Annotated in this window: 17 protein-coding genes, 1 tRNA gene and 1 pseudogene; 11 read left to right on the top strand and 8 right to left on the bottom strand. The window is 65.9% G+C overall.

What is annotated here, in order from left to right; all coding sequences use genetic code 11:
* Window positions 1–25 precede the first annotated feature (25 nt).
* The 4 genes from EN818_RS11730 to EN818_RS11715 all read left to right on the top strand — a co-directional run bounded on the left by EN818_RS11730 (window position 26) and on the right by EN818_RS11715 (window position 4,183).
* On the top strand, window positions 26–1,528 hold the full coding sequence (locus tag EN818_RS11730; RefSeq protein WP_176478342.1) for a sugar ABC transporter ATP-binding protein: 1,503 nt from the start codon (window positions 26–28) through the stop codon (window positions 1,526–1,528).
* Window positions 1,525–2,541 carry an ABC transporter permease gene (locus tag EN818_RS11725; RefSeq protein ID WP_095805350.1) on the top strand — a complete coding sequence of 339 codons (1,017 nt, stop codon included), beginning with the start codon at window positions 1,525–1,527 and terminating at the stop codon, window positions 2,539–2,541. Before EN818_RS11730 ends, EN818_RS11725 begins: the two co-directional genes overlap by 4 nt.
* Window positions 2,542–2,622: 81 nt before the next feature.
* Entirely contained in the window at window positions 2,623–3,624 is a 1,002-nt protein-coding gene (locus EN818_RS11720; protein WP_095805351.1) for a substrate-binding domain-containing protein, read from the top strand.
* Window positions 3,625–3,736: 112 nt separating this feature from the next.
* Window positions 3,737–4,183, top strand: a complete 447-nt coding sequence (locus EN818_RS11715) for a hypothetical protein (protein WP_095805352.1) — start codon at window positions 3,737–3,739, stop codon at window positions 4,181–4,183.
* 113 nt (window positions 4,184–4,296) lie between these two features.
* On the opposite strand, the gene EN818_RS11710 is transcribed toward EN818_RS11715, so the two are convergent.
* Together EN818_RS11710 and rocF are read right to left on the bottom strand one after the other, a co-directional pair.
* Complete coding sequence (locus tag EN818_RS11710; protein WP_095805353.1) at window positions 4,297–5,355, bottom strand: ornithine cyclodeaminase; 1,059 nt, start codon at window positions 5,353–5,355, stop codon at window positions 4,297–4,299.
* A gap of 2 nt (window positions 5,356–5,357) precedes the next feature.
* Window positions 5,358–6,290: an arginase gene (gene rocF, locus EN818_RS11705; RefSeq protein WP_095805354.1), complete on the bottom strand. Its 933-nt coding sequence runs from the start codon at window positions 6,288–6,290 to the stop codon at window positions 5,358–5,360.
* A gap of 135 nt (window positions 6,291–6,425) precedes the next feature.
* Here rocF and EN818_RS11700 point away from each other — a divergent pair, with 135 nt between their 5' ends.
* Entirely contained in the window at window positions 6,426–6,866 is a 441-nt protein-coding gene (locus EN818_RS11700; RefSeq protein ID WP_095805355.1) for an Lrp/AsnC family transcriptional regulator, read from the top strand.
* 97 nt (window positions 6,867–6,963) lie between these two features.
* On the opposite strand, the gene EN818_RS11695 is transcribed toward EN818_RS11700, so the two are convergent.
* Window positions 6,964–7,038 (bottom strand) — tRNA-Gly (locus EN818_RS11695).
* Between the two features lie 209 nt (window positions 7,039–7,247).
* Between EN818_RS11695 and EN818_RS11690 the strand changes: the two genes are divergently transcribed.
* The 4 genes from EN818_RS11690 (at window position 7,248) to EN818_RS11675 (ending at window position 10,217) form a co-directional block, all read left to right on the top strand.
* On the top strand, window positions 7,248–7,745 hold the full coding sequence (locus tag EN818_RS11690) for a prolyl-tRNA synthetase associated domain-containing protein (RefSeq protein ID WP_095805356.1): 498 nt from the start codon (window positions 7,248–7,250) through the stop codon (window positions 7,743–7,745).
* Window positions 7,746–7,819: 74 nt separating this feature from the next.
* Window positions 7,820–8,806 (top strand): thioredoxin, encoded by a 987-nt coding sequence (gene trxA, locus EN818_RS11685; protein ID WP_095805464.1) that lies wholly within the window; start codon window positions 7,820–7,822, stop codon window positions 8,804–8,806.
* 240 nt (window positions 8,807–9,046) lie between these two features.
* A complete protein-coding gene (locus EN818_RS11680; protein WP_095805357.1) occupies window positions 9,047–9,718 on the top strand; it encodes an LON peptidase substrate-binding domain-containing protein in 672 nt (223 codons plus the stop codon).
* 253 nt (window positions 9,719–9,971) lie between these two features.
* Complete coding sequence (locus EN818_RS11675; RefSeq protein WP_095805358.1) at window positions 9,972–10,217, top strand: Trm112 family protein; 246 nt, start codon at window positions 9,972–9,974, stop codon at window positions 10,215–10,217.
* A gap of 129 nt (window positions 10,218–10,346) precedes the next feature.
* Here EN818_RS11675 and EN818_RS11670 read toward each other — a convergent pair whose 3' ends face one another.
* The 4 genes and pseudogenes from EN818_RS11670 to EN818_RS11655 form a co-directional block, all read right to left on the bottom strand.
* Window positions 10,347–13,679 carry an error-prone DNA polymerase gene (locus EN818_RS11670; RefSeq protein ID WP_135904542.1) on the bottom strand — a complete coding sequence of 1,111 codons (3,333 nt, stop codon included), beginning with the start codon at window positions 13,677–13,679 and terminating at the stop codon, window positions 10,347–10,349.
* A complete protein-coding gene (locus tag EN818_RS11665; protein ID WP_095805360.1) occupies window positions 13,676–15,151 on the bottom strand; it encodes a DUF6504 family protein in 1,476 nt (491 codons plus the stop codon). Before EN818_RS11665 ends, EN818_RS11670 begins: the two co-directional genes overlap by 4 nt.
* Window positions 15,093–16,211 (bottom strand): hypothetical protein, encoded by a 1,119-nt coding sequence (locus EN818_RS11660; RefSeq protein WP_095805361.1) that lies wholly within the window; start codon window positions 16,209–16,211, stop codon window positions 15,093–15,095. The genes EN818_RS11665 and EN818_RS11660 overlap by 59 nt, the downstream gene beginning before the upstream one ends.
* A gap of 114 nt (window positions 16,212–16,325) precedes the next feature.
* Window positions 16,326–16,957: pseudogene (locus EN818_RS11655) on the bottom strand (LysE family translocator).
* A 135-nt stretch (window positions 16,958–17,092) separates the two neighbouring features.
* Between EN818_RS11655 and EN818_RS11650 the strand changes: the two are divergent.
* Entirely contained in the window at window positions 17,093–17,530 is a 438-nt protein-coding gene (locus tag EN818_RS11650; RefSeq protein ID WP_135904540.1) for a metallopeptidase family protein, read from the top strand.
* 93 nt (window positions 17,531–17,623) lie between these two features.
* On the opposite strand, the gene EN818_RS11645 is transcribed toward EN818_RS11650, so the two are convergent.
* A complete protein-coding gene (locus EN818_RS11645) occupies window positions 17,624–17,830 on the bottom strand; it encodes a DUF1737 domain-containing protein (RefSeq protein ID WP_095805362.1) in 207 nt (68 codons plus the stop codon).
* A 627-nt stretch (window positions 17,831–18,457) separates the two neighbouring features.
* Here EN818_RS11645 and EN818_RS11635 point away from each other — a divergent pair.
* On the top strand, window positions 18,458–19,984 hold the full coding sequence (locus tag EN818_RS11635) for a DUF4173 domain-containing protein (protein ID WP_095805364.1): 1,527 nt from the start codon (window positions 18,458–18,460) through the stop codon (window positions 19,982–19,984).
* Window position 19,985 lies beyond the last annotated feature (1 nt).

Below are 19,985 nucleotides of genomic sequence, written 5' to 3'. Positions count from 1 at the left end.
CGGAGCTCAGGACTTTTCGCTGCCCATGGACGACGTGATTCTTTCCCTTCAAGGGGTCGGAAAGATCTTTCCCGGCGCCGTCGCGCTGAGCGACGTCTCGCTGTCGATCGCGCGCGGCGAAACCCATATCATCCTGGGCGAGAACGGCGCCGGCAAGTCGACGCTGATCAAGCTGCTCGCCGGCATCTACCAGCCGGACAGCGGCTCGATCGCATTCAACGGCGCGCCCTATGAGCCGAAGACGCCGCATGATGCGCAGCAGAGCGGCATCCGCATCGTGCATCAGGAACTCAACCTGCTGCCCTATCTCAGCATCGCCGAGAACCTGATGCTGGAAAGCCTGCCGCGCCGCGCCTTCGGCATCGTCGACGGCAAGGCGCTCAACCGGCGCGCGGTGGCGTTGCTCGAGGAGGTCGGGCTCGACGTCGACCCCCGGACCCGCGTCGAGGCGCTGGGCGTCGCGCAGATGCAGCTGGTCGAGATCGCCAAGGCGCTGAGCTACGACAGCAAGCTCCTGGTCCTCGACGAACCGACGGCGACGCTGACGCCGCCGGAGATCAAACGGCTCTTTTCCATCATCAAGCGGCTGAAGGCCAAGGGCGTCACCATCATCTACATCTCGCATCGCCTGCATGAGGTGTTCGAGATCGGCGACCGGGTGACCATTTTGCGCAACGGCAGGCTGGTGGCGACACGCAACCTCCGCGGCCTCGCAGTGCCCGACCTGGTGCGCATGATGATCGGCCGCGACATCGCCGACGAATACAGCTTCGACGCCTCGATCGTGCCGGGCAAGATCGCGCTGAGCGTCGCCAGTCTGAAGCGCAGCGCAGCGACGCCCGAAATTTCCTTCGCCGTCCGGCATGGCGAGATCCTGGGCGTCGCCGGATTGGTCGGCAGCGGCCGCACGGAGGCCATGCGGGCCCTGTTCGGCGCCGATCCCAAGCTCGACGGCATCGTCGAGATCGACGGCAGGCCGGTAGCGATCACCGCACCCAAGGATGCCGTGCGGCATGGGCTCAGCCTGCTCACCGAGGACCGCAAGGGCCAGGGGCTGCTGCTCGACCTGGCCGTCGACAAGAACATCACCATCACCGATCTGGCAAAGGTTTCGCGCCATGGGCTGGTCAACCGCCGCGCCGAAGCCGCAGTGGCCAGGGATCTGATCGGCCAGCTGCGCGTCAAGGCAAGCTCGATCGAGCAGGCGGTGCGAAACCTCTCGGGCGGCAACCAGCAGAAGGTGGTGCTGGCCAAATGGCTGTTCCGCGGCACCTCAACGCTGATCCTCGACGAGCCGACGCGCGGGGTCGACATCGGCGCGCGGCGAGAGATCTACCAGCTGCTCTGGATGTTGGCGGCGGCGCAGAAGGGCATCATCATGGTGTCGTCCGACCTGCCCGAGCTGATGGGCATGTGCCACCGCATCATCGTCTTCTCGAAGAACAGAATCGTCGGCGAGGTGCCGCGCGCCGAATTCGACCAGGAGCGCATCCTGTCGCTGGCCTATCAGGAGTATGTGCGACCATGAGCGAGACGTCCGAACCCCTCGTGGCGGCGCCCGTTTCCCCCGGCCGGGCGAAGTTCCTGCGCTTCCTCATCCGCGACGCCGGCGTGCTCCTGGCGCTGGTGCTGATCACGCTGTTCTTCTCGCTCAGCGCGCCCTATTTCGCGACGCCCGGCAATGCGTTGAAGATCTTCGTGCAGATCGCCATCAACACGGTTCTGGCGGCAGGCATGACCTTCGTCATCCTCACCGGCGGCATCGACCTTTCGGTCGGCTCGGTGCTGGCGCTGTGCACCGTGGTCGGCGCGACGGTCATGATCAACGAGAGCCTGTCGCCGGCGGCGGCGATCACGCTGGCGCTGCTCGCCTGCATGGCAACCGGGGCGGCCTGCGGCCTGCTCAACGGCTGGATCTCGACGCGCTGGAAGATCCCCTCCTTCATCGTCACGCTCGGCATGCTCAACATGGCGGCGGGTGCCGCCCGCGTCGTCAGCGACAACTCGACCATCACCGGCCTGCCGCAGAGTTTCGTCGATTTCGGCAACCTGATCATCGGCGGCTTCCTGCCGTCGATCTTCCTGGTCGCGGTGCTGGTCATCGCGGCCGGCTGGTTCGTGCTGCGCTTCACCGTCTTCGGCCGCATGATCTTCGCCGTCGGCACCAATGACGAGGCGGTGCGGCTCTCCGGCCATAACCCGGACTTCTACAAGGTCGCTGCCTTCACCATCAGCGGCCTGACGGCCGGCATCGCGGCCATGGTCTATCTCCTGCGCCTCAACATCGGCAGCCCGATCGCCGGCGTCGGCTACGAGCTCAACGCGATCGCCGCCGTCATCATCGGCGGCACCAGCCTCAGCGGCGGCAAGGGCTCGATCATCGGCACGCTGGTGGGCGCCTGCATCCTGCAGGTGCTCAGCACCGGCTTGCAGCTGCTTGGTGTCGGCGACAATTTCAAGCCGATCGTGATTGGCCTTGTCATCGTGCTCGCCGTCATTCTAGACGCGTATCGGGAGCGGCTGTTGCGGAGGATCCGCTAATGCACGCCGCGCAAAAATGCGTAGGCGTTTTTTCGCCCGGAGTTGCGTGGGACAAGCAGGAGTAACCAGGACCAAAGGGCTATGACAACGATTGCCGATGTCGCGCGCTACGCCGGAGTGTCCGTCGCAACCGTGTCGCATGTGATGAACCGCACGCGCCATGTCGAGCCAAAGACGGCCGAGCGCGTGCGCGCGGCGATCGCCGCCCTGCGCTACAGCCCCAATTCGCTGGCGCGCAGCCTGCGGCGCGGCGAGACCAAGACCATCGGCCTGCTGCTGCCCGACAATTCTAATCCCTTCTTCGCCAGCGTCGCGCGCCAGATCGAGGATGCGGGGTTCGTGGCCGGCTACACGGTGATTCTGTGCAACTCCGACGGCAACGCCGAAAAGGAGGAGCGCTATCTGTCGGTGCTGATGGCCAAGCAGATCGACGGGCTGATCTTCGCCGGCTCGTCGGACCACGCGCGGGTGTTCTCGCGCCTTTCACCCGACGTGCCGGCGGTGCTGCTCGACCGCGAGATCCATTCGGTCAATGTCGATTCGGTGCTGGTCGACCACGATCACGGCGGCTATCTCGCCGGCCGCTACCTGGTCGGGCTCGGCCACCGAAGAGTCGGCGTGATCGGCGGTCCGCGCGATTCGAGCTCCAGCCCCGCCCGCCAGCGCGGCTTCACCCGGGCGCTCGAGGAAGCGGGCCTCGACCTGCCCGCCGCATCGGTGGTGGATTCGGACTATCAATTCGCCGGCGGACGGCTGGCGATGGAACGCCTGATGGAACAGGTGCCGGAGATCACGGCGGTGTTCGCCTGCAACGACCTGATGGCGATGGGCGCCATCACCGCGCTGCGCTCGCGCGGGCTGCGGGTTCCCGACGACATGTCGATGGTCGGCTTCGACGACATTCCCTATGCCGTCACCACATGGCCGCCGCTGACGACGATCGCCCAGCCGGTGGAGAAGATCGGCACGCGCGCGGTGAGCCTGCTTCTCGAGCGCCTCGGCGAGCCGGCGGCGCCGTCGCGCCGTGAGGTGCTGGCGCCGGTGCTGGTCGAACGGGAGAGCTGCGCGGCGGTGCGCGGATAAAGCATGGATCTCGAAATTGAGAACAGGTTTTCTTACTTCGGGCCGTGAACTCATAAATGCGGAAGGACCAGCACGGGTGGAAAGCAGGCGATGAGGTTGCTATCCTTCTAGGATGAAGCATGAACGTCTTTGCGCGATCGCTCACAACTTCGCCGACTCGATGGCAAGTGGCCTGGGCTTTGTTGTCGGCTACTGCCAAACCGACGTGTTTGGAGAGGCCGCCATCAGCACGGGTGGAGTAATCGAGATCGACTTCCTGCGCGGGAGTGTTGTCAGAGGCCGCCCTTCGGACCAATTGAAAAGTGCTGCGGTCATATTTGGGCAAGCCTTTCCTGCCTTCTGCAAAAGGAACGGCGCGGAGGTGACGGACTTCCAGAGTTTTCTCGCTGCGTTTGATGCCAGAGGCGGCAGGTGTCGCGCAGTGCTGACCGTTGTAGATCGAAACGGCCGCAGTTCTCTTACGGAGTATGATGGCGTCCCGTTGAAGCGCTTAAGAGTTCTGGACACGTTGGGCCGTATACGCCGAAAAACGAGGCAGATCGAAAAAGTTGGCCAGTAAGCCAGTGTCCCGAATGGCGACATGCATTGGTGGCGGCAATTGTTGACGCCGGCGCTGCCCCTTATCTGCCTGCCGGCATCTTCTCCCCGTGAAACGGGGAGAAGATGAAAGGCTTATGCCGCCGGCTGCATCGCCGCTCTCAGCAGCATGCCGAACAGGTCGCGCGGCTCGTCGGGGTCGGCGAGCAGGTCGAGCTCCTCATAGAGGCCGGTGGCCTGGAGCTGATCGCGGACATAGCGCAGTGCCGAAAAATCTTCCGTGGCGAAGCCGACGGAATCGAACAGGGTGATCTGTTCCGGCGCCTTGCGCCCTTCTGCCTGGCCGGTTATCACCTGCCACAGCTCGGTCACCGGATGGTCGGCGTCGAGCTGCTGGATCTCGCCCTCGATGCGCGTCTGCGGCGGGAACTCGACGAAGATGTCCGAGCGCAGCAGGATATCGCGATGCAGTTCCGTCTTGCCGGGGCAGTCGCCGCCGACGGCGTTGATGTGGACGCCGGAGCCGACCATGTTGTCGGTGAGGATGGTGGCGTACTGCTTGTCGGCGGTCACCGTGGTGATGATGTCGACGCCTTCCACCGCATCCTGCCCGGTCGAGCAGATGGTGATGTCGAACCCCTTGCCGGCGAGGTTGCGGGCGCATTTTTCCGAGGCCTGGCGGTCGATGTCGTAGAGCCGCAGCCGGTCGATGCCGAGCAGCGCCTTGAAGGCGATGGCCTGGAATTCGGACTGCGCGCCGTTGCCGATGATGGCCATGGCGCGCGAGCCCTTAGGCGCCAGGTATTTGGCCGCGACAGCGGATGTGGCCGCGGTGCGCAGCGCCGTCAGGATGGTCATCTCGGTCAAAAGCATCGGATAGCCGGAGCCGACATCGGCGAGCACGCCGAAGGCGGTGACGGTCTGGCGGCCCTCGCGCATGTTCTTCGGGTGGCCGTTGACATATTTGAAGCCATACATCTTGCCGTCGCTGGTCGGCATCAGCTCGATGACGCCGTCATGGCTGTGCGAGGCGATGCGCGGCGTCTTGTCGAACAGCTCCCAGCGGCGGAAATCCTCCTCGACATAGGCGGCGAGCTCGGTGAGGAAGCGCTCGATGCCGATGGCGAGCACCAGCTTCATCATGCGGTCGACGCTGACGAAGGGGACGATGGCAAGGCGCGACGGCTGGGTCATGATCAGAGGCTTCCGGAATGGCTGCGGGTCGGGCGGTCCATGATGCGGCGGCCCATCAGGCTGGCGGTGAGGTCGACCATCAGCGTCGCGGTGCGGCCGCGCTCGTCGAGGAACGGGTTCAGTTCGACCAAGTCGAGGCTGGAGACCAGACCGCTGTCTGACAGCATCTCCATCACCAGATGCGCCTCGCGGAAGGTAGCGCCGCCGGGCACCGTGGTGCCGACCGCGGGCGCGATCGAGGGGTCGAGGAAGTCGACATCGAGGCTGACATGCAGCAGGCCGTTTTCCGTCTCGACGCGGCTCAGGAAAGCGCGCAGCAGCGGCGCGATGCCGTGTTCGTCGACGGCGCGCATGTCGTGCACGGTCACGCCGGCCTCGTTGAGCGCCCGGCGCTCGGCCGGATCGACGCTGCGCAGGCCGATGGTGCAGATGCGGCTCGGATCGACGGCCGCCGGCAGATCCGGGAAATAGCCGGTGAAGCCGGGACGACCGCTGGCATAGGCGAGCGGCACGCCGTGCAGATTGCCGCTGGTGGTGGTGTCGAGCGTGTGGAAATCCGGATGCGCGTCGAGCCACAGCACGAAGAGCGGCCGGCCGCGTTCGGCGGCGCGGCGGGCGACGCCCGAGACCGTGCCGGCGGAGATCGAATGGTCGCCGCCAAGGAAGATCGGCATGGCATCCCTGGAAGCCGTGTAGGCCGTCTCGGCGATCGCCGCCGTCCAGGCTGAAATCTCCGGCAGCGCCTTGAGCGCGAGATTGCCATGGACGACGGCGCGCGCCCGAGCCGGCTGAACCGCGCCCCAGTCCTCGACTTCATGGCCGAGTTCCGACAGCACCCAGACCAGGCCTGCAGTGCGCAGCGCGCTCGGCCCCATCTCGCATCCCATCCTGCCCGCACCGTCCTGCACCGGCGCGCCAACGATCCTGCAACGCATGATTCTTTTAGCCCCTGCGATTTGATTGCGCGGATTGGATCATCACGGGCTGGCGGTTTGAACAGGGAAAATTGGCATTTCGGGAAGGATGATCTATCATTTCGATCAGCTGTTCTGACCGAAATGCAAAGCCAAATGGATACGCTACACGAAAGGCTGGTAACGCTTCTGAGGCACGATGCGCGGCGCAGTGTCTCCGATCTCGCCCTCGACCTCGGCGTTTCGCGCGCGACGGTCAGGGCGCGCATGGAGCGGCTGGAAAAATCCGGCGAGATCATCGGCTACACGGTGGTGCTGCGCGCCGACGCGGTCGACCAGCGCATCCGCGGCGTGATGATGATCGAGATCGAAGGCCATGCCGCCGACCGCGTGATCAGGGCGCTCGGCGGCTTCCCCGAGGTCTCGACCATCCACACCACCAACGGCCGCTGGGACCTGGTGGTCGAACTCGGCACCGCCTCGCTGACCGAGTTCGACGCCGTGCTGCGGCGGATAAGGCTGATCCCCGGCATTACCGGGAGCGAGACGAGCCTGCTGCTGGCGACGCCGCGGACGACGCGGGCGAGGTTGGCGTAGGTATTGCCGAAGAGATTCTGTGGGGCAGCTCAGCTCCAAAACGCGAAAAAGCCGCGGAAAACCGCGGCTTTTCGTTTGCTTGATCCCTGAAGGAAACTGGAGCGGGTGAGGCGATTCGAACGCCCGACCCCAACCTTGGCAAGGTTGTGCTCTACCCCTGAGCTACACCCGCTCGCGCGGCTTTGGGCCGCAAGCCGCGCCTATATGGCCGAAGAGCGCGGCGATTGCAACAGGGAAATGACGGTTCTTTTCGAGCTAGCTCGCCATGCGCCGGGACCCGCCCGGGCGCCGTGGATTCGCCGGCTTCGTGCCAAGCCGGCCTTGCCCCGGGGGCATCATTGGCCGTAAAGGCATCAGCCGTTCTGGACGACGCGAGGACCGATGCCGAAGACCGAAGCCGAGCTTTTCGCCTTTCTTGCCGATCTCGGCATTTCCGCTTCGACCGTGCGGCACCCGCCGCTGTTCACGGTCGCCGATTCGCAGGCGCTGCGCGGCGAGATCCATGGCGGGCACACCAAGAACCTGTTCCTCAAGGACAAGAAGGACAATTTCTTCCTCGTCACCGTCGGCGAGGAGGCCGAGGTCGACCTCAAGCAGATTCATCACATGATCGGCGCCGCCAGCCGCGTGTCGTTCGGCAAGCCGGACATGCTGATGGAGCTGCTCGGCGTCATCCCGGGCGCGGTCAGCGTCTTCGGCCTGATCAACGACACGGCCGGGCGGGTCAAGCTGGTGCTCGACCAGGAGTTGATGAGCCACGCGGTGATCAACGCCCATCCGCTGACCAACGAGGCGACGACGTCGATCAGCGCCGCCGATCTGGTCAAATTCGTCGAGGCAACCGGTCATGATCCTGTTATCTTGAAAGTCTCGGCCTGATCGCCACATGGATGGCACGAACCGAGCAACATTTCGCGCCCTCCGATGCCGGCGCGACCGAAAGGGCAAAAGACATGAGTGGCAACAATCCGTTCAGCGGCATCGGCGGCGGGTACGCCCAATCCGTGCAGTATGGCGGCGGCGATCGCGATCGCGCCAAGCCTTCGCTCGGCGAGGCGCCGGCCGCGGCCGAACTGATCAAGGACACCACGACCGCCAGCTTCGCCGCCGACGTCATCCAGGAATCGCGCCGGCAACCGGTGCTGGTCGACTTCTGGGCGCCCTGGTGCGGCCCTTGCAAGCAGCTGACGCCGCAGCTGGAGAAGGCGGTGCAGGCCGCCGGCGGCAAGGTCAAGCTGGTCAAGATGAACATCGACGAGCATCCCTCGGTCGCCGGCCAACTCGGCATCCAGTCGATTCCGGCTGTCATCGCCTTCAAGGACGGCCAGCCGGTCGACGGCTTCATGGGCGCCATTCCCGAAAGCCAGATCACGCAGTTCATTCAGAAGATCGGCGGCAAGGGCGGCGGCGCGCCGCAGATCACCGAGGCGCTGGCCGCGGCGACGGAAGCGCGCGAGGCGGGCGACGTTCAGACCGCGCAAGACATCTATGAGGCTATCCTGGAGCAGGCGCCGGACACGGTCGAGGCGATCGCCGGACTGGGCGAGATCCTGTTCGAGGCCGGCGACACGCAAGGCGCCGAGGCCCTGCTGGCGCAGGCCCCGGAGGCCAAGAAGGACACTCCGGCGCTTGCCGCCCTGCGCGCCAGGATGACGCTTGCCGCGGAGGCCGCCGCGCTCGGCAATCCGGCCGAGTTCGAGCGCCGCCTCGCCGCCGATCCAGCCGACCACCAGGCGCGCTTCGATCTGGCGATGGTGCAGAATGCGCACGGCGAGCGGATGCAGGCCGCCGACAATCTGCTGGCGATCATCAAGGCCGACCGGACATGGAACAACGACGGCGCCCGGGCGCAGCTGTTGAAGTTCTTCGAGGCCTGGGGAATGACCGACGAGGCGACGCTTTCGGCGCGGCGCAAGCTGTCGTCGCTGCTGTTTTCCTAGAGCGTTTGCCGGCTGTCTTGCCGCATGGGCTTGCGGCAGGGCGCGGATGCGCCAGATAGTTCATGTCGCCCAAAGCTGCATAGCGGTGATGGGAGAACGACATGCCTAAGAGCAGCAGGTCGCCGCCGCGACGCGCTCTGGGTGCATCGGGTCGCAATCCGGCCTTGGACTGCCGGTAAGGTTTCGCATGCGCCGGCTGCGGCATAGCCCGCTTGCCGGCGAGGGTTTCGGAGGGTTGAGGTGCAGGTCGGAAATGCGCGCTACCGGCTCGCCACGGATTTGCCGTCGACGATCCCGGTGTTTCCGCTCGCAGGGGCCTTGCTGCTGCCCGGCGGGCGCATGCCGCTCAACATCTTCGAACCGCGCTATCTGCAGATGATCGACGAGGCCATTGGCGGGGCGCGGCTGATCGGCATGATCCAGCCCAGCCTCGACGGCATGCTGCGCGAGGACGGCGAACCGCAGCTGTGCAGCGTCGGCTGCGCCGGGCGTATCATCTCGCTGGCCGAGACCGGCGACGGCCGCTATCTGATCTCGCTGCAGGGCGTGTGCCGCTTCCGCGTCGCCCATGAGCTGCAGGTCAAGACGCCGTTCCGGCAATGCCGTATCGCGCCGTTTCTGGCCGACCTCGAGGAGGACCAGGCCGGCGGGGAGGTCGACCGGCCGTCATTGCTCAAGGCTTTCCGTGCCTATCTGCAGGCCAACGACCTCGAGGCCGACTGGGAGAGCGTCAGCCGCGCCGAGAACGCCATGCTGGTCAACGCGCTGTCGATGATGGCGCCTTACGGCCCGGCCGAGAAGCAGGCGCTGCTCGAGGCGCCCGACCTCAAGACGCGCGCCGAGACGCTGATCGCCATCACCGAAATAGCGCTGGCGCGCGAGGATGAGGATTTTGGCTCGAGCCTGCAGTAAAGTGGATTGACATTCAGGCGAGGCCGGCCTGCGATCGGCGGCTTCCTGCGCTTCCTGCGCTTCCTGCGCTTCCGGCCTTCGCCGGCCGAAGCATTCATGATAGTGACGTGGGAGTAAGACAAGGCTTCGGCCGGCGGAGGCCGGTGCTCACGTACTTCAAGTACGCTCCGCTCCGGTTCTCGGAAAGCCACCATTCTCGACTCGGCCTGGCCTGAATCTCAACCCACTTAGGCCTGGCAGTAGGAAAAGTGCGATGGCAGCGGATGGACGTGACGGACAGAAGGCCACGGTCGACCCAAGATTGCTGGAGCTGCTCGCCTGCCCGCTGACCAAGGGGCCGCTGACCTGGGACGCCGAGCGCGGCGAGCTGATCTCGCGGGTGGCGAAGCTCGCCTATCCGGTGCGCGACGGCATCCCGATCATGCTGCCTTCGGAAGCCCGCACCATCTCGGCTGAAGATCTGCTGACGCCGCCGCCGAGGTTGAGCGGGCCTTCCTAAATGGCGATGTCTTCTAGGTGTATCGACGTAGAAGGTTGCGATCCTTCGCGCCCCCCTCTGTCCCGCCGGCAATTCAACATTCTGCATCGTGGCAGCAGCTACGATAGGCTCCTGCTACTTCGCGTCGCCCTACTGAAAGTTCCGCCCCTTGGGCATGACCTGTTGCGCGGCACCCGACAGGGCCTCGATGTCCTGGCCGACCGGCAGGCCGCGGTTCGCCGGGGCTGGCCGGTGCGCAGTGGGCTGATGCGCGATGATTGGCGGCCCTGCAGCCTCGTGCAGGAGCACGCTCAGCCAGGAGGTCAGGTCCTCGATCCTGTCGGCGACGATATGGATGACGTCGGATTCGTGCTGCAGCTTGCCGGTGACGCGGATGAGGCGCGCGCCCATGACCACCGGGCGGAAGCGGTCGAAGACGCGCGGCCAGATGATGACGTTGGCGATCGCCTTCTCGTCCTCGAGGGTGAGGAAGATGGCATTGCCCTTACCGGGGCGCTGGCGCACCAGCACCAGGCCGGCAACGGTGACGCGCCGGCCGTCGCGGACCGAGGGCAGGCGGGCGTTGGGGGTGATGCCGGCGCGGTCAAGCCGCTCGCGCAGGAAGGCCACGGGGTGCTCCTTCAGCGACAGGCCGAGCGAGCGGTAGTCGTGGACGACATGCTCGCCGAGCGGCATTTTCGGCAGCCTGGTCTCCGGCTCCAATTCACGCAGGCCCAGCCCCGGCTGGTCGAACAGCGGCAGTTTCTCGGCGGCGCTCCTGCCGTCGAGCGCGCGCACCTCCCAGAGTGCTGATCGGCGGTCGAGGCCGAGCGAGCGGAAGGCATCGGCCTGTGCCAGCCTTTCGATCTCGCCGACATCGAGGCCTGAGCGCAGCCAGACGTCCCTGACCGAGATGTAGCCGCGCCCACGCTGGGCGAGAAAGATCTTCATGCGCTCCTCGGACAGGCCCTTGATCTGGCGGAAGCCGAGCCGAACCGCATGCGCCGTTTCGATGACGCTGCGCATCGAGGCGTGGCGCTCGAGGATGCGCGAGGGATCGAAGACCGCCTCCTCCAATGTGCAGTCCCAGAGGGAATGGTTGATGTCGACCTCGCGCACGTCCACGCCATGGTCGCGGGCATCGCGCACGAGCTGGGCCGGTTGGTAGAAACCCATCGGCTGAGAATTCAGAATCGCGGCGCAGAAGACGTCCGGGTAGAAGGCCTTGAACCAGCAGGAGGCATAGACCAGCAGAGCGAAGGACGCGGCATGGCTTTCGGGAAAGCCGTATTCGCCAAAGCCCTCGATCTGCTTGAAGCAGCGCTCGGCGAAGTCCTTTTCGTAGCCCCTGGAGACCATGCCGTCGATCATGCGCTGGCGGTAGTTGCCGATCGTGCCGGTGCGCTTGAAGGTGGCCATGGCGCGGCGCAGCTCGTCGGCCTCGCCCGGCCTGAAGCCGCCGGCGACGATGGCGATCTTCATCGCCTGTTCCTGGAACAGCGGCACGCCGAGCGTCTTGCCGAGGATCGCCTCCAGTTCCGGTTTCTGGTAGTCGGCCTCCTCCTTGCCCTGCCGCCGGCGCAGATAGGGATGCACCATGTCGCCCTGGATCGGGCCGGGGCGCACGATCGCCACCTCGATGACGAGGTCGTAGAATTCGCGCGGCTTCAAGCGCGGCAGCATCGACATCTGGGCGCGTGATTCGATCTGGAAGACGCCGAGCGTGTCGGCCCGGCAGATCATGTCGTAGACGCGGGAGTCTTCCGCCGGCAGAGAGTTCAGCCCGTAGGAGCGGCCGTATTCGTCGCGCGCGTCCTGGTAATGGTCCTGGAGCAGGGTGAGGGCGCGCTTCAGGCAGGTCAGCATGCCGAGCGCAAGCACGTCCACCTTGAGGATCTTCACCGCGTCGAGATCGTCCTTGTCCCACTCGACCATCTTGCGCTCCTCCATCGCCGTCTTGACGATGGGCACGACTTCGTCCAGCCGGTCCCTGGTGATGACGAAGCCGCCGACATGCTGGGAGAGATGGCGGGGAAAGCCCATGATCTCGTTGGCGCGTTCCAGCACCTGCCGCGCCAGCGGATCGCTGCGGTCGAGGCCGCCGGCATTGGCCTCCCTGTCGCCGAGCTCGGAGGTCGACCAGCCCCAGATGGTGCTCGACAAGGCGCTGCGGACATCCTCCGACAGGCCCATGGCTTTCGCCACCTCGCGCAGGGCCGAGCGGCCGCGATAGCTGATGACGGCGGCGGCAAGGGCTGTCCGCTTGGCGCTGTATTTCTCGTAGATATAGGCGATGACCTCGTCGCGCCGTTCATGCTCGAAGTCGACATCGATGTCGGGCGGCTCGTTGCGCTCCTCGGAGATGAAGCGCTCGAACAGCGCATCGATCCGGTCGGGCCCGACCTCGGTGATGCCGATGCAGAAGCAGATGACCGAATTGGCGGCCGAGCCGCGCCCCTGGCAGAGGATGTTCTTGCTGCGGGCGAATTTGACGATGTCGTGGACGGTCAGGAAATAACGCGCATAGTTGAGGCGCTCGATGAGGGCGAGCTCTTCCTCGATGCGCTGCGTGACATGGGCGGGAACACCGGCCGGATAGCGCACGCATGCCCCTTCCCGCGCCAGGCGCTCGAGCTCGGCCTGGGGTCCCAGCCCGGACTCGGTCGGCTCGTCCGGATAATTGTATTCGAGATCGCTGAGCGAGAAGCTCAGCTCCTCGGCAAAGCGCAGCGTCTCCGCCAGCGCCTGCGGGTGCCGGCGGAAAAGACGCGCCATCTCCAGCGGCGGCTTCAGATGACGCTCGGCATTGGCCGTCAGCTCCAGCCCGACTTCGGAAACGGGCGTGTTGAGGCGAATGGCGGTGAGCACGTCCTGCAGCGGCCGGCGGTCGGCGGCATGGTAGAGCACGTCGTTGGTCGCCATCAGCGGGAGGCGGGCCTGCTCGGCCATCGCCGCCGCCTGCTCGATGCGGAAGCGGTCATTGCCGCCATAGTCCGGGGCCACGGCCAGCCTGAGCGCCGCGCCGAAGCGATCCTTGAGCCGGCTAATAAGTGGCAGGCTGTCTTCCGTCCGGGCCGACAGATGAGGCAGCATTGCAAGCGCCATCCGATCGCCCCATTCGAGAAGGTCATCCAGCTCGAGCAGGGTCGCGCCCTTCTCGTTCTCCTCGCGCAGATTGGCCTGGGTCAGCATGCGGCAGAGATGCCCCCAGCCTTTGCGGTCGCGGGGATAGGCGAGGATGTCCGGCGTGCCGTCGCGAAAGACCAGGCGGCAGCCGGGATGATAGGCCAGCGTCTCGACCTTGGCCTGCTGCCAGGCGCGCACGACGCCGGCCACTGTGTTCCTGTCGGCAAGTCCGATCGAGGCAAAGCCGTAGAATTTCGCCGTGACCACCAGCTCCTCCGGCTTGGAGGCGCCGCGCAGGAAGGAGAAGTTCGACTGGATGCCGAACTCGGCATAGGGGATGGCGGTCAGCGCGTTCATGCGAAGACACCGTGCATGAACCAGCGCGGCGGGACGTGAGAAGCGTCGTAGAGGCCTTGGCGATAGAGCCAGTAGCGGCGCCCCTCGCTGTCCTCGATGCGATAATAGTCGCGGGTCGGCGCCTCTTCCTCGCCGGGCAGCCTGCGCCACCATTCCGCCGCGATGCGTTCCGGTCCCTCAGCCCGGGCGACGCGGTAGAGCGCGCGGCGCCAGCGGAAATTCATCGGCGGGCCCTCGGGGATTTCGGTCGCCGGCACCTCGATCGGCTCGGGCGAGCGGAACAGCCGCACCGGCCGCTCCGGCGGGTAGATGCGCATCGGCGGTGCCGAGCGGCCGGACTGTTTCGGCGGCATGCGCTTTTGCGGCGCTGCCGCGAAAGGGACCATCGCGACGGCGCGCTCCGGCAGATGGCTTTCGACGACGACCGGCTTCAGCACCGCGGCCTCGCCGAGGCGGGCGCGGATGCGGTCGGCGAACAAGGCGATGTCGGCTTCGTCGTCGGTTGTCTCGCCGGCAAGGTCGCCCTGCAGCATGTCGAAGGCGGCAACCGAGAGCACGCAGAGCCGCACGAGGTCGAAGCCGAAGCCGGCGTCGATGTCCTGCTCCAGCGCTGCAAGCCTCTCGTGGAACAGCCGCCTGATCAGCTGCGGCTCGCGCAGCGGACGCGAGGTGCCGACGGCGATGCGGCTGACGGCGCCGTCGACGCGGAAAAGCAGAAGGGCGAGCGCCCTGGCGCCCTCGCCGCGGCGTTCGAGATCGCTCTTCAGGGCCGTGGCAAGCCGGCTCACCAGGCGCTCGATGTCGTCGGTCAGCACGACCGGCTCGGCAAGATGGCGCTCCACCGAGAGCGGCGCCACCGGCAGGCGTGGCGACACCGCCTCGTCGAGGCGGCCGAGCGCCTGGTCGAGACGCAACAGCAAGGTGGCGCCGAAGCGGCGGGCGAGCGGCGCCCGCGGTGCCGCCATCACGGCGCCCGCCGTGCGCAGGCCGACGCTTTCCAGGCTGGCGCGTATCTCCGGGGCAATGCGCAGCGCAGACAATGGGAGCGGCGCCAGAAGCGCCTCCTCCTCGCCGCCGGCGATGATGCGGTCGCCGTGGTAGCGTGCCGCCGCCCAGGCTGCTCCCGGCGTCGAGGCGAGGCCGGCACGGACATCGAAACCCTGCTGGAAGAAGCGGGTGCGGATCTCGTCCTGCATGGCGCGCTCGCCGCCGAACAGATGCGTGCAGCCGGTGACGTCGAGGAAGAGCCCATCCTCGCCGTCGATCGCCACCAGCGGCGTGTAGCGGTCGCACCAGTCGGCAAGGCCCTCGAGCAGGCGGCGGTCGGCTTCCGTATCGGCCTCCACCACATCGATCGAGGGATGCATGGCGCGGGCGTCGGCAATGCCCATGCCGCGCTTCAAATTGAGCGCCTCAGCCCGTTCGTCGAGGGCTGCGATGCGCTGGGCGTTGCTGTCGCGATGGCTGATCACAAGTGGTGGGTGAGGTGGGGCCAGGTGATCCGAGGGCCGGGAACGCCAGGACCGCCCCAGACGCTGACGCAGGATCCGCTCCGCCGGCAGATGCGGAAACCACAGCGACAGGATTCGTTGCCCACTCTTCCTGGAACTTTCTTTCCTCGTCTCTTCTTTCTTCGCCCCTTCTTTCTTCGAATGCGTGCTCATCGGGGTTCCACTCCAGTGTGAATTGTCCGGGCAGGGCCGTGCGGCTCTTGCCGATATCGACGGTGAAAGCGGGGCGGCCGATCGAGCCGGCGAGCGGGCCGGCGAGCGTCTCGCGGCTGGCCGAGAGTGCCGCCGAAACAATGAGGCGCACGGGCGCGGCGGTCGGCGCGGCCTCGCCCGCCTGGCGCAGGAGCAGCACCGGCCGGCCGGCGTTCTGGGCGCGGGCATGGAGGCGGCGCGTGGCGGTGAGGTCGAGAAGCCGCGGGCTGCCGCGGATCTCGAGGATGACGGCGCCAAAGGCCGCCATGCGCGCGGCCTCCTCGGCGATCCACAGCGCATCACGCAGTTTCGGCGCCTCGGAAAACAGCAATTGCGCGGGCTCGATGCCGAAGAGAGCGTGGAGCCCGCTGGCGTAGAGAAAACCGGCCTCGCGGAAGATTTCAGCGGTGCCGATCCACAGGACCGGCAGGCCCTGCCTCTCCTTCAGGATCAGGCTGACGATCGACAGCGCAAAGCCGGCAACGGCCCCGCCATCGCGGGTCTCCAGGCCATGGATCTCGCTGAGCGCCGCCTTGGGCAGACCGCCGCCCAGCGTTGTGTCGAAGCGTTCGATGCCGGTATGCAGGAAAGCGTCCGGCAGGGCCACGGCAAGGCCGCGCCGGACGATTGTGAGGTCGGAGCCGGCGGCATCGTTGGAAATTTGTTTTTCCGCAATTGCGGACGGAAAACCGCTTCGCACTTTGCCTGGAATTGCTTTAAGCGCGCCGACCGCCGGCGTTTCCAGGCGCTCGGGCAGCGTTCCCTCTATCTTCGCGATCTGGCGGCGCAGGGCAAAAACAGTGTCCCGCGCCACGGCGCTCATCGCCATGACGTTCACTTCCGGCAGCAATTGTTCCTGTTATGTTCCTATAGATTCCAGAGCGCCTTGGAAGAGTCAAGCAGACTCACAAGGAATTTATTCCTTAAGAAAATTGCCTTTGGTTCAGCGCTGGCCGCCGAAAGCCAGTCGCGCGGCAAGCCCAGCAAAGACGGTTCCCAGCAGGATCTGCGGCGCCCGTTGGAAGCGCGTGCGCCTCGACAAGGCGACACCGATCCGGCTCGCGGTCAGGATAACCAGGCCATTGACCACCAGCCCGATGAGGTTGAGCACGGTCGCCAGCATCAGGATCTGGCCCGCGACGGACCCGGCCTCGGGATGCACGAACTGCGGGAACAGCGCCAGCACGAACAGCGCCATCTTCGGGTTGAGCAGATTGGTAAGCAGGCCTTGCCGGAGATGCGAGCCCGCGAATAGCGCGGCAGGCCGGCGACCGGCGCGAATGCCGTCCCTTCGGAACGGAAAGCTTTCCAGGCGAGGTAGGCGAGGTAGGCCGCGCCGGCATAGCGCACGACGTCGTAGGCGATCGGCGCTGCCACGAAAAGTTGCGACAGCCCGAAGGCGGCAGCGAGCGCGTGGCAATAGGTGCCGGCGGCGATGCCGGCATAGGTCGCCAGGCCCGAGGCGCGCCCCTGGCTGGCGCTGCGGGAGGCGATCAACAGCATGTCCGGCCCCGGCGTGGCGGTCAGCGCGAGACAGGCAATGGCGAAAAGTCCAAGGGTGGAAAGGTCCGGCATGAGAAGCTCCTGAGTCATGGCCGGAACCGAGCCATAGCCGATTCAACCTCAACGGCAAAGGATTTGAGCGCGGAATTGCGGCTCAATTGCCTCGACCGGCGCAAAAGCCTATATGCCGGGATCAAAGGACACTTCATGGCCCGCATCTACAAGACCCGCACCTGGCACGATCAACTCTCGCCATCGATGGAGGAGATGGAATTCCTGGCGCTGGAGGCTTACGCCCATCTGCCGGACGAATTCCGCACGCTGACCGGCGAGATCGTCATCCAGATCGCCGACTTCCCGACCGACGAGATCATGGACGACCTGTCGCTGGAGACGCCCTTCGACCTGCTCGGCCTGTTCGAGGGGCGCGGCATCGCCGAGCGCTGGAACCCGCAGACCGGCGAGGGGCCGAACCGCATCACCCTCTACCGCCGCGCCATCCTCGACTACTGGTCCGAGAACGAGGAGACGCTGGGCGACATCGTCACCCATGTGCTGATCCACGAGATCGGCCACCATTTCGGCCTGCCGGACGACGACATGGAGCGGATCGAGGAAGCGGCCGAGCAGGCGGCGGCAGGGTGAGTGCTCACGCGCCATTCCGCTGACGCCTCGTTCCTTCGCGCCCCCCTCTGCCCTGCCGGGCATCTCCCCAACTTGGGGGGAGATCGGCAGCATCTACCAATCGCTGAGCTTGGTGTCCGGGGCGTAGTCCTGGCCTTCGATATCCTTCACCACGGCCTGGCCGCAGCGCATCGACTTGGTCGTCTTGTCATAGGCATAGGTCGGCGAGCCGAACAGGTGCCAGCCCTTGTTTAGGGCCGCCGTCACCTTGTGGCAGAAGGTGGAGTCGTCCGGACCGGACAGAAAGCGGTAAAGTTTCATTTTTCGACCCTGTGGTGAGTTGCAGCCAGCCGGCGTTGGACGGTCATCATGCGATGACGACCGCGTCGCAGGCAAGCGATGCGATCTTGGCGAGCGCCCGCTCGTTGAAGGCGGGCATGTAGAGCACCAAGCGGCGCGAACGGTAGGTTTCCATGACCGATCTATGGCGGTTGGGGACGAGTGAGGCAAGTCGCGGAGGAGTCTCCCCCCTTGAGGGGGAGATGGCCGCGAAGCGGTCAGAGGGGGTCGTCTCGCACAAAGCGCCAACGCTGTTTCTCGTCGCGGGGTAGCGCCGGCGCTTCACGCGCAGCGACCCCCTCTGTCGCCTTTGGCGACATCTCCCCCTCGAGGGGGGAGAGGACGCCGGCGCCCTCCCCTCTGCACGAAATCTGCAAATCCTTGCGGAAAACCTCCTCCAATCCGCCGCAAGCCCTCCGCGGCGGCCGGCGAGACAGGCGGCATGCGAACACATGCAAAACCCCGTTGGTCCCTGCCGCGCCGGCTGCGCAAAGACGGCTGGTGGCTCGCCGAGCCGCAAAGGCTGCGCCCGGGCGCCAACATCCTGCCCTTCATCCCTGGATCGCGGCATGCAGTCCGGACCGCCGCCGTCCTGAGGAAAGCCCGGCCATGACCGCGACATCACTTGCCCCGAGCTATTGCCGCCGCGTCGGCGCCGCCGTCCTGCTGGTGGGGCTGGGGGATTTCCTTCTCTATGACCAGCCGATCGGCATCACCGTCTTCCTGTTCGGCATGGTGCTCGCCGGCGCGGTCGTCGCCATGCATCCGGCAGCGATAAGCAATGGCAGGGTCTGGCTGAGACCGCTGGCGCTGTTTGCCGGGCTGCTGCCGCTGGTCGAAAATGTCAGCCCGCTCTCCGTGCTGGTCGCGATCGTGGCGCTGGCTCTATTCGCGCTGTCGCTGGGCGGGCGGCTGGGCCCGGGGCTCGCCCGCATCGCGAAGCAGATCTGCCTGTTCCTGCTTGCAGCGCCCTTCCGCTTCGCCCGCGACTTCATTGGCTGGCGCAAGGCAGCGCGGCGGCTTGGGCGACGGGGGATCCGGCTGGCGGCAATCACCGTCTGGATCATGCCGCTGACCCTCGGCGCGGTCTTCCTCGCCTTGTTCGGCGCCGCCAACCCCATCATCGAACACTGGTTCTCACTGATCGATCTCTACGCCTTGCTCGAATATATCGAGGTCGGCCGGGTTGTCTTCTGGCTGGTCGTGCTCGCCGGCGTCTGGGCTTTCCTGCGGCCGCGGCTGCCGCGCTTCGTCTCCCGCATCAGGCGCCTCGCGCCGGCCGCGCCAACGGCAAGACCGGCAAGGGCTTCCGCCGAGGACATCATTTTCGGCAAGGCGGCGATCCTGCGCGCGCTGATGGTTTTCAACGCCCTATTCGCCGTGCAGACCGCGCTCGACGCCACGTATCTGTGGGGCGGTGTGGCGCTGCCCGATGGGCTGACCTATGCCGCCTATGCACATCGCGGCGCCTATCCGCTGGTCGTCACCGCGCTGCTTGCGGCCGGCTTCGTGCTGGCGGCGCTCAAGCCCGGCAGCGAGACCTCGCACGACCCGCTGATCCGCCGGCTGGTCTATCTGTGGGTGGCGCAGAACATCGTACTGGTCATCTCCTCTATCCTTAGGCTGGACCTCTATGTCGATGTCTATGCACTGACCTATCTGCGCATCGCCGCCTTTGTCTGGATGGGGCTGGTCGCGGCAGGGCTGGCGCTGATCATTGCTCGCATCGCGCTCGGAAAATCCAGCGAATGGCTGTTCTCCGCCAATCTTCTGACGTTATCGGCGACGCTCTATGCCTGCTGCTTCGTCAACTTCGCCGCGCTCATCGCCAACTACAATGTCGACCACTCCCTTGAAATGACCAGACACGGCGTTCCCCTCGACATCTGCTATACGCGTTCGCTGGGTCCTGACGCCCTGCCGGCTCTCGGTCGCTTCTTCGACCATCAAAAGCGATCGTATCCCGACCGCGAGGCCGGCGATGAGACCGATCTGATCGCTGAAGCCCATTATCGTGCCAGCCAGAAAAACTGGCGCGCCTGGAGCTTTCGCGACTGGCGGCTTCTGCGCTATCTCGAGAAGAACGGCGCGCTTGCCGATCCTGCCGTCACCCAACCCTATGCGCCGGGCCACTGAT

Origin of the sequence: Mesorhizobium sp. M3A.F.Ca.ET.175.01.1.1 (genome assembly GCF_004791945.1) — a bacterium.
GTDB lineage: Bacteria > Pseudomonadota > Alphaproteobacteria > Rhizobiales > Rhizobiaceae > Mesorhizobium.
This window is presented reverse-complemented; position numbering and strand designations above follow the sequence as displayed.